Here is a 16,266-nt window from a genome sequence, read left to right on the forward strand (position 1 = left end):
GAAACCCCCTCGAAACCAGGAGAACTCCTCGTGCCCGTCACCCCGTTCCCCCGTCCGCAGTCGATGACGAGCACGACGGGCGCCGGGCCCGCCGCGGACGCTCCGCTGCGCGTCGTGCTGGACCCGGCGACGCCCGCGCAGGGGTACCGGTTGCAGACCTCCTCCGAGGGCACGACGATCGCGCACTCGGACGCGACGGGGTTGCGGTACGCGCTGGCGACCCTGGACCAGCTCCGCGCGGACCGGGAGTTCTCCACCACCTCCTACGACATCAGCGACCACCCCGACTTCCCGGTCCGGGGTTTCATGCTCGACGTCAGCCGCGACCGCGTCCCCACCCGACGCACGCTGGCTCGCTGGGTCGACGTGCTGGTGCTGGCCCGGATCAACACGCTCGAGCTCTACACCGAGCACACCTACGCGTTCGGCGGCGAGCAGGAGGTGTGGCAGGACGCCTCGCCGTTGACGGCGCAGGACCTGCAGTGGCTCGACGCGCTCTGCGCCTCCCGGGGCGTCGACCTGGTCTGCAACCAGAACACCCTCGGCCACATGGAACGGTTCCTGAAGCACCCCCGGCACGCGCGGCGGGCCGAGAACGAGGACGGCTTCGAGATGCGCGAGGTGCACCGGCCGCCGAGCACCCTGGAACCCACGGCGGAGAACGCCGCCTTCGTCCACGGCCTGCTCGAGGACGTCACCCCGAACTTCCGCACCCGGCGACTGAACGTCGGCGCCGACGAGCCGTTCGAGCTGGGCACGGGCAAGAGCGCCCGGCGCGCCGAGGAGGTGGGCCTCGGGACGGTCTACTGGGAGTACGTCACGAGCGTGCTGCAGCCGTGGCTGGACCGCGGGTACGCCGTGGAGTTCTGGGCCGACGTGTTCGGTGACCACCCCGAACTCATGGACAAGGTCCCGGCCGGCGCGATCCCGGTCGTCTGGCAGTACGACTCCCCGCAGCTGCTGCAGGAGGTCGTCGACGCGGCCTCCCCCGGTCAGGTGCAGGAGTGGGAGTCGCTCGGGGTCGACGTCACCGCGCTGCGCGACGGGTTCCGCGACCGCGCGAAGCTGCTGCTGGACGCGGGCATCCCGTTCTGGGTGGCGCCGGGAGCCAGCAACTGGAACTCCCTGCTGGGCCGCTGGGACAACGCCGTCGGCAACATGCTCGACGCCGCCGAGGTCGGGCTCGCGCACTCCGCGCAGGGCTACCTCAACACCTCCTGGGGCGACCACGGGCACTGGGACCCGCCGTCGGTGGCCTTCGGCCCCGTCCTCTTCGGGGGCGCGGTCTCCTGGTCGCTGGCCGCCAACCGGGACGTCGACGTGGCCGCCGTCCTCTCCGAGGCGCTGCTGCTCGACCCGCACGGCGTCCTCGGCGACGTCCTCGTGCGCGCGGGGAAGGTCTGCGCGCAGCTCGGCGCCCCGCTGCTGAACGCCTCCCCCCTGTGCCTCGTGCTGCGCGAACCGGACCAGCTCAAGCCGTGGGCCGTGCCGGCCCCGCAGGCCCTCGCCGCGGTGCAGACCGAACTGCTCTCCTGCGTCCAGGACCTCCGCTCGGCCGAGCCGGCCGCCGCGGACGGCGACGTCGTCGTGCGCGAGGTGACGTGGGCGCTGCAGCTGGCGGAGTTCGCCGCCCGGGCCTTCCAGGCCCGCGGCGAGGACGGGTCGTTCGACGCCGCCCGCGCCCCGCGGTTGCTCACCGAGCTCGAAGGCCTCCTCGAGGAGCACCGGGCCTGCTGGGCGCTGCGGTCCCGGCCGGGCGGCCTCGCCGAGAGCCTGGCCGCCTTCGCCCCGCTGCGGCACGCGTTGCTGCGGGCCGTGGACTGACGGCGGCGCCGTGCGCATCGGCCTGGACATCGGCGGCACGTCGGTCGACGGCGTCGCCGTCGACCCCGGCGGCGAGGTGCTGGCCACGTGCCGGCACCGGACGCGCCTCGGGCGCAGAGGGGTGGTCGCCTCCGCCAGCGCAGCCGTGCGCCACCTCGTGCAGGCCGTGGGAGCCGTCCCGGAGCACGTCGGGGTCGGGGTTCCCGGTCTGGTCGACCCGGACGCCGGCTGCGTGCGCGACGCCGTCAACCTGGGGTTCGGACCGGATCCCGTCCCGCTGGCGGACCTCCTCAGCGCGGCCGTCGGCGGCGTGCCCGTCTCCGTCGAGAACGACGTCAAGGCGGCGACGTGGGGCGCCTGGAGGTGGCTCGAACCCGCCGGGGACCTCGCCCTGCTCTCCCTGGGCACGGGGGTCGCAGCGGGGCTCGTGGTGGGCGGGGTCCTGCAGCGCGGAACCAGCGCCGCGGCCGGCGAGGTCGGTCACCTGGCGGTGGACCCGGCCGGGGAACGGTGCGGCTGCGGGCAGCGCGGGTGCCTCGAGACGGTCGCCGCCGGATCAGCCCTGCGCCGCGCCTGGCCGCACGGCGAACCGGGTCGGGAGGCCGGGCACCTGTTCGCGACGGCCGCCGCAGGAGGATCGGCGGCCGTGGCCGTCGTGGACCGGTGGGCGGCCGGCGTCGCCCTCGCGGTCCGCACCCTCGTCCTCACCGTCGACCCCGCGGTCGTCGTCCTGGCCGGAGGGGTGACGACGAACGGCCTGCCGGTCCTGCACGCCGTGGGGCGTGCGCTGGACCGGCAGGCCGAGGGGTCCGCCTTCCTGCGCGGGCTGGGGATGGCCTCACGGCTCGTCCTGCTGCCCGCCGACCGTCCCGTCGCGGCGATCGGTGCCGCGACGGCGACGGTCACGCCGTCGATCAGGACGGCGGCATCAGCACCGAGTCGATGAGGTACACGGTCGCGTTCGAGGTCTGGACGTTGCCGCAGATCACGTTCGTCGACCCGTTGACGGTGAGGGCGTCGGCCGAGCCGGCGACCTCGACGTTCTGGCCCTCGACGGTCTTCACGGACTTCGCGTCGAGCAGCTGCTGCGGGGTCATCTTGCCCTGCACGACGTGGTAGGTGAGGACCTTGGTCAGCGTCTGCGCGCCCTCGGGGGTCTTGAGGGAGTTCACGGTGTCGGCCGGCAGCTTTTCGAAGGCGGTGTCCACGGGCGCGAAGACCGTGAACTGGCCACCGTTGAGCGTGTCGACCAGGTTCACCTGCGAGTTCAGCTGACCGGAGACGGCGGCGGTGAGCGTCTTCAGCAGCGGGTTGTTCGAGGCGGCCGTCGTGACGTTCGCCGTGGACATGCCCTCGACCGAACCGGCGCCGCTCGGGACCTGCGCGGCGTAGTCGGCACAGCCGGGGCCGACCGGGGTGGTGTCCGAGGCCGCCGAGCTCGTCATGCTCTCGGTGGGGCTGGAGGACATCGAGCTGGACGACGAGGACGAGGTGCTCGTCGAGGGCTCGGCGTTCCCCGCGGTCCCGTCCGAGCCGCCGCAGCCGGCCACGGCCAGCGTGAGGGCCCCGGCGAGGGCGACCAGGGAGAAGGCCTTCTTGCCGTTCGACGTGGTGTTCAGCGTGGACATGGGTTTCTCCTCGGTTTCTGGTGCGGTAGTTCGATGGTCAACCGTCCTCGGGGGTTTCGCACCTCGAGAACGGGGCAGCGCTCCGGCCGTTGCCGAAACGTCACCGGAGTTTCTAGACGACGGTGAACAACTTGCTGGGCCATCCGGACGAACCGTCCGGGATGGGTTTGGCCACGGCCTCCGTCTGGAGCTGCCCGGTCCCGTCCGTGGCACGGGCCCGCAGGGTGTGGTTCCCGGGTTCGAGACCGTCGAGGCCGACGGTCCACTGGACCCAGGAGTTCTTGCCGACCGACGGCAGGAGTTCCGCGGTCCGCCAGGGACCGGAGTCCACGGAGACCTCCACCCGGGAGATGCCCCGGGTCTGCGCCCAGGCGACACCGGCCACGGGAACCGTTGCGCCCGAACGTACCTGACCGAACGAGGCAGGCACGTCGATGCGCACGGCCGTCTTGATGGGAGCCTTCTGGGCCCACCCGCGGTCGGTCCAGTAGGCGGTCGCCCGGTCGAACCGGGTGACCTCGATCTCGGTGATCCACTTGCAGGCCGAGACGTACCCGTACAACCCCGGAACGAGCATGCGGGCGGGAAACCCGTGCACGTCCGTGAGGGGTTCTCCGTTCATGCCGACGGCGATCATCGAGTCCCGTCCGTCGGTCGCGTCGGCGACCGGGGTCGAGATCGTGAACCCGTCGGAGGAACGGGACAGCAGCATGTCGGCGTCGCGGTCCAGGCCCGCCCGGTCGAGCAACCGGGTCAGCGGAACCCCCAGCCACCGGGCGTTGCCCACGAGGTTCCCGCCCACCTCGTTGGAGACGCAGGTCATGGTCGTCCACCGCTCCACGAGGTCCTCGGCGAGCAGGTCGTCGAACGTCACGGTGACCTCGCGGTCGACCATGCCGTGGATGCGCAGCGACCACGACGAGACGTCCACCTGCGGCACGGACAGCGCCGTGTCGACCCGGTAGAAGTCCTTCGCACTCGTCACGTACGGGGTGATCCCCTCGACCGCGTCGATCCCCGGGGGGAGCGCCGGCGCGGGCGAGGCGGGCTTGGGCAGCACGATCTCGGACCGGGCCTTCGCGACCGACCGGGACGACGTCACCGCCGCACCGGCACCCGCGCTGCCGGCGGCCACGACAGCGACGCCGCCGAGGACGACCGACCGGCGGGACAGGGTGCCCCCGGCAGGGGCCCGACCGCGCCGGCGCAGCGCCCGGGTGCAGAGCACCAGGGCGAGCGCACCCGCCACCGTGCCGACCGTCGAGGGGAGCCAGCTCAGGGCCGTCGCGTCCGGCCGGTTGAGCGTGGCCCCCACCGCTGCGGCCCCCAGGACCGCGACCCCCGCGAGAGCGACCCGCAGGTGCCGGCGGGCCAGGAGACCCAGCACGACGAAGAAGAGGACGAGCGTGCCGTACAGGCTGCCCAGCAGGACGGCCTTGTCGGACTGCCCGAACTGCCGGATCGCCCACTCCTTGAGCCACTCCGGGGTCCGGGCGATGAACTCCTGGCCGACCCCGAGCACGGGGTCGGAGGACCGGACGAGGAACGAAGCGATGAGGGAACCGACCCCGAGGGTGAGCCCCCCGGAGAGCAGCCCGCACAGGGTGGCCCACAGGTGGCCGGCGACGCCGGGCCTGCCAGTCGCTGGGTCCTTCGTCGAACGTCGGTGCACGTCGTCACCTCCTCTCACCCCCCTCTTCGGAGCTGGGGGGCGGTGTGGATGCGTGGTCCAGGTCACAGTTCGGTCGCTCTCCGGTGGCGGGCCCGCGCGGACCGCGGTCAGATGCAGGTGTCACCCGACGACCACCGCACGACGCCGCACTACCGAGGAGACACCGTGATCAAGTCGCTGCACGAGGCCGGGATCAAGTCCGAGTGGGCCTACACAGCGGGTTTCGCCAGCATCGGGCTGTCGTTCCTGGCCTGGACGATCTCGCGCAAGGCCGAGGACGCGGGCGTGGACCGCGCCGACCGCTGGGGCATCTTCGTGGGCCACTGGGCCCCCACGTTCTTCGGTGTGGGCAACGCCCTGCGCAGCTACGAGAAGTAGGAGCGCACTGCGCACCTCCGACCGCTTCCGCGCCCGGTTCCGGCGTCGCGTCTCGGGTGACCCGAGCGGGGCGCCGGACTGGGTCCGGGCCATCGCCACCGTCGGCGGAGGTCCGGGCTGGTTCGCACCGGACGGCGTCGTCTGGCGCGTCCACGGCGACCTGTCCACGCTCGTGGGCGGGGTCGCGGCCCTGCTCGGTCAGGGCACCCACCCACTGGCCCTCGCGGGCGTGCAACGGCACTCCTCCTACCGCACCGATCCTTGGGGCCGGCTCGCGGGCACGGCGCGCTGGCTGACCGTGACGACGTTCGGTTCGGCGCAGCTGGCCGAGCGGGAGGCCGCGCGCGTCCGCGCCATGCACCTGCGCGTGCGGGGCACCGCACCCGACGGACAGTCCTACTCCGCGTCCGACCCCGGTCTGCTCCGCTGGGTCCACCTCGCCTTCACGGACGCGTTCCTGGCCGCCCAGGACGCCTGCGGGCACGACCTGGCCCAGCGGTTCGGACCACGGTGGGGCGATGCGTACGTGGCCGACTGGGCGCGCAGCGCACAGGCCCTCGGAGCCCTCGACCTGCCGACCTCCCGCAGCGAGCTCGCGGAGGCGTTGCAGGAGCAGCGTCCCGGACTGGTCCCCGTGCCCGACGACCTGCGCGCCTTCATCACCGGCCCCACGGGTCTGGGCGGCGCCGAACGCCTCGTGTACCGCCGGATCGCCCGTGCGGGTTCGCTGGTGCTGTCCCCCACCCTGGCCGACCTCGCCGGCGTGCCGGGCCGCAGGAGATCGTCCACCTCCGTCCGGTTGCGCCTGGAACTGGCCGCGGCCCGGGCCTCGCTGCGGGCTCTGCAGCTCACCCTCGGACCCCACAGCCCGTCCGAACGAGCGGCGCGGTACCGCCTCGGTCTGGGGCCGCGTCCGGAGTGGCTGACGCAGGACGACGTCCCGAAAACCGTCTGAGAACGTTGACAGACGCCGGGGTCGCGGGGTGGACTGAGGCAACGACCCGTCGTCCAACGCCGGCCGACGGGAAGTCCGCCGCCCCGGAGGTCTCGTGTTCCCAGCGACCGGTCGAACCACCACGGACCCACCCCGGCTGCGCCCGGGCACCCTCGAGGTGCGCCGCGCCGGGCCACGACTGAGCCCACGCGACCGCAGGCGCCTGTGGACGGGGCTGGCCTTCGTCTCCCCGTGGATCGTCGGCGTCGTCGTCTTCGTGCTCTACCCGGTCGTCTACTCGTTCGTCGTGAGCCTCACCCGGTACTCGGGGATGAACTCCCCCGACTTCGTCGGGTTCACGAACTACGTGTCGGCCGCGGTGGACCCGCTCGTGCGGACCTCCATCGGGAACACACTGCTGTACGCCGTGGTCGCGGTGCCCTGCAGCCTGCTCGTGGCGCTCGTGGTGGCCATCGCGATGAACCAGGACCTGCGCGAGGTCCGCTGGTACCGGACGGCGCTGTACATCCCCTCGCTCGTCCCGACGTTCGCCCTCGGGTTCATCTTCATCGTCTTCGTCAACCCGCAGTTCGGCGTCGTGAACCAGGTGCTGCGCGTGTTCGGCGCCGGTGACGTCAACCTCCTCGGCGACCCCCGGACGATCAAGTTCGTCATCGTCGCGATGGCCCAGCTCGCCGCGGGCAACGCCGCGCTCATCTTCCTCGCCGGCCTGCGCGCCGTGCCGCCGACGCTGTACGAGGCGGCCCGGGTCGACGGGGCCGGGCCCGTGCGGCAGTTCCTGTCGATCACGCTGCCGCTCATCTCCCCCGTCGTCCTGTTCAACCTCATCACCGGGATCTCCAGCGCGCTGCAGGTCTTCACCGAGGGGTACGTCGTCTCGGCGGGTGTCTCCGACGCGGTCGGCGGTCCGGACAACGGAACGCTCTTCTACATGCTGTACGTCTACCGCAACGCGTTCAGCTACGCCTCGCTGGGCTACGCCTCCGCGCTCGCGTTCCTGCTCTTCGTGGTGGGCGTGACCCTGTCCGCGCTCGTCTACGTCCTGTCGAAGCGCTTCGTGAACTACGACCTCGACGCCGGCTGAGACCCGCCCCACCCACGAGAACCGACGAGAGGAGACGACGACGTGGCCGTGACCCTCCCCCGCCCCACCTCCGGGTCCACCCGAGGAGACCTGCGCGCCCGGCCCGTGCGCACGCGGCGCGCCCGCTGGACCGCCCGCCTGGTGCTGGTGGTCATCTCGCTGGCGTTCCTGGCGCCCCTGTACTGGATGGTGGCCAGCGCCCTGAAGTCCGACACCGAACTGTCGGCGTTCCCGCCGACGCTGTGGCCGCACGAACTGCACTGGGAGAACTTCTCCGCGGCGGTGCAGTCCATGCCCTTCTTCACGTTCTTCCGCAACACCGTCGTCGTGACGGTGCTGTCGGTGGTCTTCGCCGTCGCCTCGAACTTCGTCGTGGCGTACGGGTTCTCCTGCCTGCAGTGGCCCGGCCGGGACAAGGTGTTCTACGTCGTCATCGCGACGCTGTTCATCCCCTTCCCCATCACGCTCATCCCGATGTTCGACCTCTACGCCAAGCTCGGCTGGATCAACACCTGGGCGCCACTGGTGGTGCCGTCGATGTTCGCGTCCGCGTTCTACGTCTTCCTCATCCGGCAGTTCCTGCTGCAGTTCCCCCGCGACGTGCTCGACGCCGCCTCGATCGACGGTGCGAACGCGTGGCGGACGCTGTGGACGGTCGTCTTCCCGCAGGCCCGGCCGGCCCTGGCAACGGTCGCCATCTTCGCCGCCGTGGGGTCCTGGAACGACTTCATGGGACCGCTGCTGTACCTGCAGGACCAGGACGTGCAGACCCTGTCCATCGGGATCCAGGCGTACACGATGACCGCCTCCACCGAGGACTTCCAGTACAACCAGCTGATGGCGGTGTCCTTCCTGGTGATCCTGCCGCTCGTCGTCCTCTTCTTCCTCTTCCAGCGCTACTTCATCCGTGGCGCGACCGTCGGGAGCTTCAAGTGAGCCGCACCCAGCACCCCAGCCGCCGCACGGTCCTGGGCGGGGGTGCGGCGGGCCTGGCCGGACTGGCGGGGTCGACCGGGCTCGCCGGGTGCGGTTCCGGTCCGCGAGCCGCCGGGGACATCGCCTTCTGGGGCGCAGGCGGGGACGACCTGCCGGCGCAGACGCGGTTCCTCGACGCCTGGACGGCGGCGAACCCCGGGACGCGGATCACGGCCAGCCAGGTGCCGGCGGGTTCCCTCAACTACGGCGCCAGCATCATCACGGCCGTTCGGGGCGGCACCGCCCCGGACGTCTGGCTGCTCGACCGGTTCACGACGGCGCAGTACGCGGCCCTCGGCCTGCTCGAACCCCTCGACCCGCTCGTCGAGGAGAACACCGGGCTCAGCGTCGAGGAGTTCCGCTCGGGGTGGCTGCGCTTCGCGGTCGACGAGGCGAGCTACGACGGCAAGCTGTACGCCCTGCCCACCGAGACCGACTGCCGCGTCCTGTTCTACAACAAGACGATGCTCCGCGAGGCGGGGGTGGACCCGGACGAGCTCGACCCGGCCAACGGCCCGGTCACCTTCGACCGGGTGCTGGACATGGCCGACGCCGTGACCCGCCGGGACGCGCGCGGGAACTACGAGCGGCTCGGCTGGATCCCCTGGAGCGACGAGGGGTGGCCGATGACGTACTCGTTCGCGCGCGGGGCGACATACTTCGACGACAGCACCTGCAGCGTCGACCTGCTCGCCGACCCCGTGCTGCACGCCTACGAGCAGCTCGAGGAGTGGCGCGACCGGCTGGACTTCGCCAAGGTCGACCTGTTCCTCGCGACCTACCAGCCCGCGTCCGGTCCCCCGTCGGCGAACACGGTGTTCACCGGCCGGCGGGCCTTCGTCACGGCCACGCCGTGGTGGCTGTCGCAGTTCGCCAAGTACGCCCCCGACCTCGACGTCGGCGTGACGCACCTGCCCGTGAACTCCCCCGGCGACCGGCCCTACACGTGGTCGGGGGGTTTCGCGGTGGCGACGCCGAAGGGCTCGAGCCGCTCGAAGGAGGTGTGGGACTTCATGACGAGCTACGCGGGGGCGGACGGGCAGCGGGCCCTGCTCGGCGAGCTCAAGCGCCTGCCCACCCGGGTGGACGTGCTGTCCGACCCCTCCGCCTCGGACCCGTCGCTGCGGTTCTTCGCCGACGAGCTGCAGCACAGCACGTCCCGGCCGCCGCTGCCCGCGGCGCAGGTGCTGTGGGACGCCACGGTCGACGCCAAGGACGCCGTGCTCTACAGCCGCACCCCGGCCCGGGAGGCCCTGCAGCGCGCCCAGGACAGGGTCGAGCCGCAGATGAGCCCGTACTGCCCGTTCCGGCTCCCGGAGGGGTTCGGGACGGTCGGGGTCTAGCCGACGCTAGACGGACACCGCGCGGTAGGTCGCGACGAGGTCGTGCCCGACCGAGGTCCAGTCGCGACCGGCCACGGAGGCCCGGGCCCGGCCGGCGAGCTCGAGCCGGGCACCGGTGTCCTGGCGCAGGTGGTCCACGACCCGCTGGAGCTGCGCGCCGTCGCCGGGGGTGAAGAACTCCCCGTTCACACCCGGGTCGACGATGTCCAGCAGCCCGCCGGCCGCGGGGGCGACGACGGGGACGCCGCTGGCCAGGGCCTCCTGGGCGGTCTGGCAGAACGTCTCGTGGCGGCCGGTGTGGACGAACAGGTCGAGCGAGGCGAACACCCGGGCGACCTCCGCCCCGTGCACCATGCCGAGGAAGTGCGCCCGGGGCAGGACCCGTTGCAGGTGGGCGCGTTGCGGTCCGTCGCCCGCGACCACGAGGCGCACCCCCGGCACGCCGTGCACCTCGCGGAGGAGGTCGAGCTCCTTCTCGCGGGCCAGCCGCCCGACGTAGCCGACGAGGAGTTCACCGCGCGGGGTGAGGTCCCGGCGGAACGCCTGGTCGCGGAACCGGGGGTGGAACCGCTGCACGTCGACGCCGCGCGGCCAGCGCGAGACGTCCGGGAACCCGTGGGCCACGAGCTCGGCGCACGCGTGCCGGCTGGGGGCGAGGGTGCGGGCCGCCATCTCGTGGACCCGGCGCAGCCAGCGCCAGACCGCCTGCGAGGCACCCCGCCACCCGTACCGGGCGGCGTACCCGGGCAGGTCGGTCTGGTAGACCGCCACGGCCGGCACCCCGGCGCGCCGCGCGATGGTCGCGGCCTGCGCCCCGAGGACCGTCGGGGCGGCCAGGTGGACGACGTCGGGACGGAAGTCGCGCAGCGCCTGGGTGAGCCGCCAGGACGGGTAGGCGACCCGCTGCTCGGCGTACCCGGGCAGCGGGGCCGAGGCGGTGCGGACGACGGGGACGGAACCGTGCCGGGACGGGCCCGGTCCGGGGGCGACGACGAGGGCCTGGTGACCCTCGGAGCGCAGGTGCTCGCAGACCTTGAGCACGGAGCCGGTCACACCGTTGACCTGGGGCAGGAAGGACTCGGTGACGATCGCTACTCGCACGGCTCCAGGGTGGGTGCGCCGCGCGCCCGGCCCGGCCACGCCCGGGAGGAGGTCGGCTGAACGCCGCGCGAACACTTCGCCCCGGCGGATGCGCGGTTCTCCTGAGATCGTTCCCAGACTGCCTCTACAGTGGCGCCGTGGACGCGAGGACGAGGGTGGACGTGGACGAGCTGCTGCCGGCGACGCTGGTGGACGACCTGGCGGAGCAGGTGACGCAGCGGGCCGGGGAACGGGTCGGGCGCATCGTGGCCCGCGCGCTGCGGGAGACCGTCGAGCGCACGCCGACGGTCCGGCCCGACGGGTCCGTCTTCGTCGTGACGGGCGACATCCCGGCCATGTGGCTGCGCGACTCGACGGCGCAGTGGCAGACGTACCTGCTGCTGCTGGACCGCGCACCGGCCCTCACCGACGTCATCGCCGGGGTCCTGCGGACCCAGTTCGCCTCCATCCGGCACGACGCCTACGCCAACGCCTTCAACGACGGCCCGACCGGTCGCTGCCACGAACCCGGCGACAACAGCGACGACCCGTGGCTGTGGGAGCGCAAGTACGAGGTCGACTCCCTCGCCTTCCCCGTGCTCCTGGCGCACCGGCTGCGGCGTGCCGCCGGCCGCGACGACCTGCTGGGACCGGACGCGCACCCGGCGATGCGGCGCATCGTCGACCTGTGGCGGCTGGAGCAGGACCACGAGGGCCGGTCGCCGTACCGGTTCGTCCGGCCCACCGACGAGCGCAGCGAGACGCTCGACCGCGACGGGCTCGGGACCCCCGTGGCCGTCACCGGCATGACGTGGTCGGGGTTCCGCCCCAGCGACGACGCCTGCGAGCACGGGTACAACGTCCCGGCGAACCTCTTCGCCGCCCGGGCCCTTGACCACGTGGCCACCTTCGCCCGCGAGGTGTTCGACGACACCGCGCTCGCCACCGACGCCGAGGCCCTCGCCGCCGAGCTGCGGGCGGCCGTCGCCGCCCACGGCGTCGTGGAGCACCCCGAGCACGGCCGCGTGTGGGCGTACGAGGTGGACGGCCTCGGCAGCACGCTGCTGGCCGACGACGCGAACATGCCCAGCCTGCTCTCGCTGCCCCTGCTCGGCGCCTGCCGCGCCGACGACCCGCTGTACGTCGCGACGCGCGGGCTCGTGCTGTCCGACACCAACCCCTGGTTCCACCGCGGGACCGCGGCGACGGGCATCGGCAGCCCGCACACGCCGGACCGCTACGTCTGGCCGATCGCCCTCTGCGTACAGGCCCTGACCAGCGGGGACGAGGAGGAGGCGGTCCGGGTCCTGCGTCTGGTCGCCGACTGCGACGACGACACCGGCCACGTCCACGAGGGGTTCCACGTCGACGACCCGTCGCGGTGGACGCGCGAGTGGTTCTCCTGGGCCGACTCCACGTTCTGCGAGCTGGCGCTGTCCCTGCTGGGCAAGCGCGTCACCGACCTCGACTGAGGCCCGCCGTCGTGGCCCCCGCTGACGTGGCCGCGTCGATGACGTGCGTCAGCCCGTCCCGCAGGAGCTCGAGCTCGGCCACGTCCATCCCGAGCCGCTCGAGGACCTGCCCGGGCACCCGCAGCGCCTCCTCGCGCAGCGCCCTCCCCCGCTCGGTCAGGGTGACGGCGAGGCTGCGCTGGTCCTCCGGCACCCGTCGGCGTTCGAGCAACCCCTGCGCCTCCAGCCGCTTGAGCAGCGGGGACAACGTCGGCGGGTCCAGCTGCAGGGCCTGCGACAGGTCCTTGACGGACATCGGCTCCCGGCCCCAGAGCGCGAGCATGACCAGGTACTGCGGATGGGTCAGGCCGAGGGGTTCCAGGACGGGCCGGTACACGGACAGGACGGTCCGGGCCGCCACCACGAGGGCGAAGCAGACCTGCCGTTCCAGCGCCAGCGGGTCCTCGGTCGTCACGGGGGCAGGCTACCCGTTCGTGCGCGAACTGTTGGTGCACGAGCGTGGGAGCATCTGCCCGTGAGGCGGACGTTCAGCGTGCGGGACATCGCCCTGCAGGCGGGGGTGTCGGAGGCCACCGTGGACCGGGTGCTGCACGAACGGCCGGGTGTGCGGACGGCGACCGTGGAGCAGGTGCGGCGCGCCGTGACCGACCTCGAGCGCCAGCGGTCGCAGGTGCGGCTCACCGGGCGCACGGTGGTGGTCGACGTCGTCATGGCCTCCCCCGCCCGCTTCGCCGACGCCGTGCGCTCGGCCCTGGAGGCCGAACTGCCCGCCCTGCACCCCGCCACCGTGCGGGCACGGTTCCACACCGTGCCCGGGGCGTCCGCGGACTGGGTGGCCGCCGAGCTGGACCGCGTGCGGCGCACCGGCTCCCACGGCGTCCTGCTGCAGTCCCCGGACCTGCCGGTGGTCCGCGCCGCCGTCGAGCAGCTGGCCGCCGCCCAGGTCCCCGTGGTCACGCTCGCGAGCGACCTGCCGGGCAGCCGGCGCCGCGGGTACGTGGGCGCCGACAACCGGGGCGCCGGCGCCACCGCCGCCTACCTGCTGACGCAGTGGGCCCCCGACCCCTCCGAGCCCGTCCTCGTCGTGCGGGGCCTGCAGCCGCAGGACGGGGACCGGGAGCGGTGGGCCGGCTTCGAGGCGGCCCTCGCCCAGCTGGAGGGGTCCGTGCGGCCCGTGCTCACGGTCGTCGACGACGACCAGGACCCCACCGTCGTCGAGGAGTCCGTGCTCGCCGTCCTCGGCGACCGGCCCGGGCTCCGCGCGGTGTACTCGATGTGCGCGGGAGCCGGGGGCAACGGGGCCGTCGTGCGGGCCTTCGAACGCGGCGGCAGCAGGCCCGCGGCGTTCGTCGCGCACGACCTCGACGGCGAGAACGCCGACCTGCTGCGCCGCGGCGACCTGACGGCCGTGCTGCACCACGACCTGCGCGCCGACTGCCGGCAGGCCTGCCGGATGCTCCTGCAGGCTCCCTACACCCGCACCGAGCTGACCGGCAGCGCCTCGGCCGTCCAGATCGTCACACCGTTCAACGTCCCTCAGGACGCCTGATCTCGTCCTCGGGCTCGTTCTCCCGCAGCAGGAGCGACAGGCCGGCGTACGGCTTGAGCCACACGCCGAAGCTCTTGAGGTCGTCGACCCAGCCGATCTCGCCGCCGTTGGACAGGTCCGTGACGGGCACGCGCGGGGTGAAGTGCTCCGAGCGCACCGAACCCTCGATCGTCTCCGAGCCGAAGTTCAGGACCGTCACCTGCAGGGCGGTGCGGCCACCGTGGTCGGCCGGGTCCAGCTCGTGGACCATGACGAGCATGCTCGGGTGGGCGACGGCCGGGATGTCGATCTGCCGGGCCGTCGCGATGCGGTTGTCGCGGCGGACCGCGAGGACCTGGGACAGCTTGCTGGCGAACGAGTTGTCGTCCTGCAGCTGCTCGGGGATGGTGCCGTAGAGCGAGCGCCCGACGGGGATCCCCGAGGCCGACATCGTCGCCTCGGGGGCGACCCCCATGAGGTCGTGCCCGGCGCGCTCGATCCAGCGGGTGTCCCCCGAGGTCAGGAGGGGTTTCACGCTCTCGACCGGCAGCGGCAGCATGCCGAGGAGGTCCCAGCCGGACAGGGCGAAGACCCCCGGCTGCCAGGCGTTGAACATCGCCATCAGCAGGTGGGCCCGCTTGATCTGCTCGACGTCGTCCTCGGTGAGGCCGTCGAGGTCGCGGTGACCCCGGCTGGCGGCGATGACGCTCGCGCTGGTGCAGGCGATGCCGTTCGTCGTGAAGACGAGGTTGTAGGGGCCGTTGTCCCCCGTGAGGCGCTCGACGAGGTCGGCCCGGATCGTCTCGGCGAGCGTGCCGCCGGTGACCGTCGTGCCGCGGAACTCGTACTCGTCCTCGCAGTGCCGGGTCGCCCAGTGCACGAGTTCGTACGTCAGCTCGTCGTGGTTCTGCAGCGCGTGCACGAGGGACGCGGGGTCGACGCCGAGTTCCAGCGCCTGGCGCAGGCACAGGCGCAGGAACTCCGTGTCGCCGGTGGCGACGGCGTGCTGGCAGCCGGGACGGGTGATGAAGTCGTACGACAGGTCCGCGCCGACCTCGGAGGTGTCGCGGATGTCCTCGATCGTGAGGTTCAGCTCCTGGAACGTGAACCCCCCGACCTTGCGGACCATGCCGGCGATGAGGTGGTTCGCGGCCTCGGACAACGGGTGCCCCTCGGACCACGCCGGACCCTCGACGCTCTTCTCCACGCCGAGGAAGCCGTTGGCGTCCAGGCGGAGTGCGCTCGTCCCGAGGTCACCCAGGGAGTGCAGCGCGTCGCCGATCACGAGCTTCATGCCGGCGAAGGAGGGGTCGAGCCAGTTCACCGACGGCTGGCCCTGCTTGAAGTAGTGCAGGTAGACCCAGCGCCGTGTGGTCCCGTCGACGCCGACGACCTCGCGGGTCGCCGACCAGTTCGTCTCCTTGATGCCGGGGGCGTAGAAGATGACGCGCTGCAGCTGGCCGATGATGAACCCGAGTTCGGACAGCGCCGCCTCGGATCCGGCGTCGAGGTTCGCGGCGTCGTGTCCGGGCGGGACGTCGGGCAGCAGTTCCCAGTGCTCCTGCGGGATCTCCACCATGTGGTAGATCCCGGGGTAGTCCTCGTACGCCATCTCGGCCAGGCGGAAGTCCGCCCCCTTGCCGGTGTGCCCGGGGACGATGTCGTCGATGACGCTGCCGTCGTGGTCGGCCGCGACCTCGCACAGGTGGCGGAACTCCCCCTCGGTCCCGAACATCGGGTCGATCTCGGTGGAGATGCGGTCGAAGTGGCCGTCGACGCTGGGCGTCTGGCGCCAGCCGTCGAGACCACCGGCCGACTTCACCGGGCCGGTGTGCACCGCGTCGATCCCGATGCGCTGGAACGCCTGCCACAGGTCGGGGTCACCGAGAGACCCGAGGAAGGACCGGCCGGGGCGGGTGATGAGGGAGATGGGGTACGCGGTGAACCAGACCGCGGCCGTGTCGACGGCGCGGCGCGGGTCGGGCTTGGCGTACGGGTTCTGCCACATGCTCGCCTTGCCGGAGAACTGACGGCTGATCTTCTCCGCGTCGGCGAGCATCGACTGCACGAGCAGCCACCGCACGTACTCCGGGTTCGACCCGTCGGCCGCGCCCTCGCCCGCCTCCGGCCGGGGCGGCGCGTCCGTGCCGCGCAGCCGCGCCTGCGGGCGGGGACGGCGCAGTGCCCGCGGGCGGGCCGGGTAGCGCTGCTCATCGTACGTGATCTCGCTCGGCTCGTGCTCGACCAGCTCGACCTCTGCGGTGTCCGTCTCGACCTCGGGAGTGTCGATGGCGGTGTCGGTGTCGTCGTCCACGGACCTCACCCCA

Annotated in this window: 14 protein-coding genes; 9 read left to right on the forward strand and 5 right to left on the reverse strand. The window is 72.6% G+C overall.

The genetic code is table 11. The features are described 5' to 3' along the window. Positions 1–30: 30 nt before the first annotated feature. Both ACFEMC_RS15820 and ACFEMC_RS15825 read left to right on the forward strand, forming a co-directional pair. Entirely contained in the window at positions 31–1,824 is a 1,794-nt protein-coding gene (locus tag ACFEMC_RS15820) for a family 20 glycosylhydrolase (protein ID WP_380170528.1), read from the forward strand. A 10-nt stretch (positions 1,825–1,834) separates the two neighbouring features. After that, positions 1,835–2,770, forward strand: coding sequence for an ROK family protein (locus ACFEMC_RS15825; RefSeq protein WP_380170529.1), 936 nt, complete (start codon positions 1,835–1,837; stop codon positions 2,768–2,770). Here the strand turns inward: ACFEMC_RS15825 and ACFEMC_RS15830 are convergent. Together ACFEMC_RS15830 and ACFEMC_RS15835 are read right to left on the reverse strand one after the other, a co-directional pair. Continuing rightward, positions 2,739–3,452, reverse strand: coding sequence for a fasciclin domain-containing protein (locus ACFEMC_RS15830; RefSeq protein WP_380170530.1), 714 nt, complete (start codon positions 3,450–3,452; stop codon positions 2,739–2,741). The two genes, ACFEMC_RS15825 and ACFEMC_RS15830, sit on opposite strands and share 32 nt — an antisense overlap. A gap of 112 nt (positions 3,453–3,564) precedes the next feature. Continuing rightward, positions 3,565–5,124: a molybdopterin-dependent oxidoreductase gene (locus tag ACFEMC_RS15835; protein ID WP_380170531.1), complete on the reverse strand. Its 1,560-nt coding sequence runs from the start codon at positions 5,122–5,124 to the stop codon at positions 3,565–3,567. 165 nt (positions 5,125–5,289) lie between these two features. On the opposite strand from ACFEMC_RS15835, the gene ACFEMC_RS15840 reads away from it, so the two are divergent. The 5 genes from ACFEMC_RS15840 (at position 5,290) to ACFEMC_RS15860 (ending at position 9,859) form a co-directional block, all read left to right on the forward strand. After that, positions 5,290–5,502 (forward strand): hypothetical protein, encoded by a 213-nt coding sequence (locus ACFEMC_RS15840; RefSeq protein WP_366172588.1) that lies wholly within the window; start codon positions 5,290–5,292, stop codon positions 5,500–5,502. Continuing rightward, positions 5,468–6,457: an oxygenase MpaB family protein gene (locus tag ACFEMC_RS15845; protein WP_380170532.1), complete on the forward strand. Its 990-nt coding sequence runs from the start codon at positions 5,468–5,470 to the stop codon at positions 6,455–6,457. The genes ACFEMC_RS15840 and ACFEMC_RS15845 overlap by 35 nt, the downstream gene beginning before the upstream one ends. A gap of 94 nt (positions 6,458–6,551) precedes the next feature. Beyond that, positions 6,552–7,541, forward strand: coding sequence for a carbohydrate ABC transporter permease (locus tag ACFEMC_RS15850; protein WP_380170533.1), 990 nt, complete (start codon positions 6,552–6,554; stop codon positions 7,539–7,541). Between the two features lie 42 nt (positions 7,542–7,583). Then, positions 7,584–8,477 (forward strand): carbohydrate ABC transporter permease, encoded by an 894-nt coding sequence (locus ACFEMC_RS15855; RefSeq protein WP_380170534.1) that lies wholly within the window; start codon positions 7,584–7,586, stop codon positions 8,475–8,477. Further along, positions 8,474–9,859 carry an ABC transporter substrate-binding protein gene (locus ACFEMC_RS15860; protein WP_380170535.1) on the forward strand — a complete coding sequence of 462 codons (1,386 nt, stop codon included), beginning with the start codon at positions 8,474–8,476 and terminating at the stop codon, positions 9,857–9,859. The genes ACFEMC_RS15855 and ACFEMC_RS15860 overlap by 4 nt, the downstream gene beginning before the upstream one ends. A gap of 6 nt (positions 9,860–9,865) precedes the next feature. Here ACFEMC_RS15860 and ACFEMC_RS15865 read toward each other — a convergent pair whose 3' ends face one another. Then, positions 9,866–10,960: a glycosyltransferase family 4 protein gene (locus ACFEMC_RS15865; RefSeq protein WP_380170536.1), complete on the reverse strand. Its 1,095-nt coding sequence runs from the start codon at positions 10,958–10,960 to the stop codon at positions 9,866–9,868. Between the two features lie 137 nt (positions 10,961–11,097). On the opposite strand from ACFEMC_RS15865, the gene ACFEMC_RS15870 reads away from it, so the two are divergent. Beyond that, complete coding sequence (locus tag ACFEMC_RS15870) at positions 11,098–12,411, forward strand: glycoside hydrolase family 125 protein (RefSeq protein ID WP_380170537.1); 1,314 nt, start codon at positions 11,098–11,100, stop codon at positions 12,409–12,411. Here the strand turns inward: ACFEMC_RS15870 and ACFEMC_RS15875 are convergent. Further along, positions 12,395–12,865 (reverse strand): MarR family winged helix-turn-helix transcriptional regulator, encoded by a 471-nt coding sequence (locus tag ACFEMC_RS15875; protein WP_380170538.1) that lies wholly within the window; start codon positions 12,863–12,865, stop codon positions 12,395–12,397. The two genes, ACFEMC_RS15870 and ACFEMC_RS15875, sit on opposite strands and share 17 nt — an antisense overlap. Positions 12,866–12,925: 60 nt before the next feature. On the opposite strand from ACFEMC_RS15875, the gene ACFEMC_RS15880 reads away from it, so the two are divergent. Further along, a complete protein-coding gene (locus ACFEMC_RS15880) occupies positions 12,926–13,960 on the forward strand; it encodes a LacI family DNA-binding transcriptional regulator (protein WP_380170539.1) in 1,035 nt (344 codons plus the stop codon). Here the strand turns inward: ACFEMC_RS15880 and treS are convergent. Then, complete coding sequence (treS, locus tag ACFEMC_RS15885; protein WP_380176821.1) at positions 13,938–16,229, reverse strand: maltose alpha-D-glucosyltransferase; 2,292 nt, start codon at positions 16,227–16,229, stop codon at positions 13,938–13,940. The genes ACFEMC_RS15880 and treS overlap by 23 nt on opposite strands. Positions 16,230–16,266 lie beyond the last annotated feature (37 nt).

It is taken from the genome of Kineococcus sp. DHX-1, assembly GCF_042473625.1.
Taxonomy (GTDB): Bacteria; Actinomycetota; Actinomycetes; order Actinomycetales; family Kineococcaceae; genus Kineococcus.

Excerpts from the sequence above, each read along its gene's own strand:
- ACFEMC_RS15830 (WP_380170530.1), bottom strand. The coding sequence starts at position 3,452 with ATGTCCACGCTGAACACCACGTCGAACGGCAAGAAGGCCTTCTCCCTG.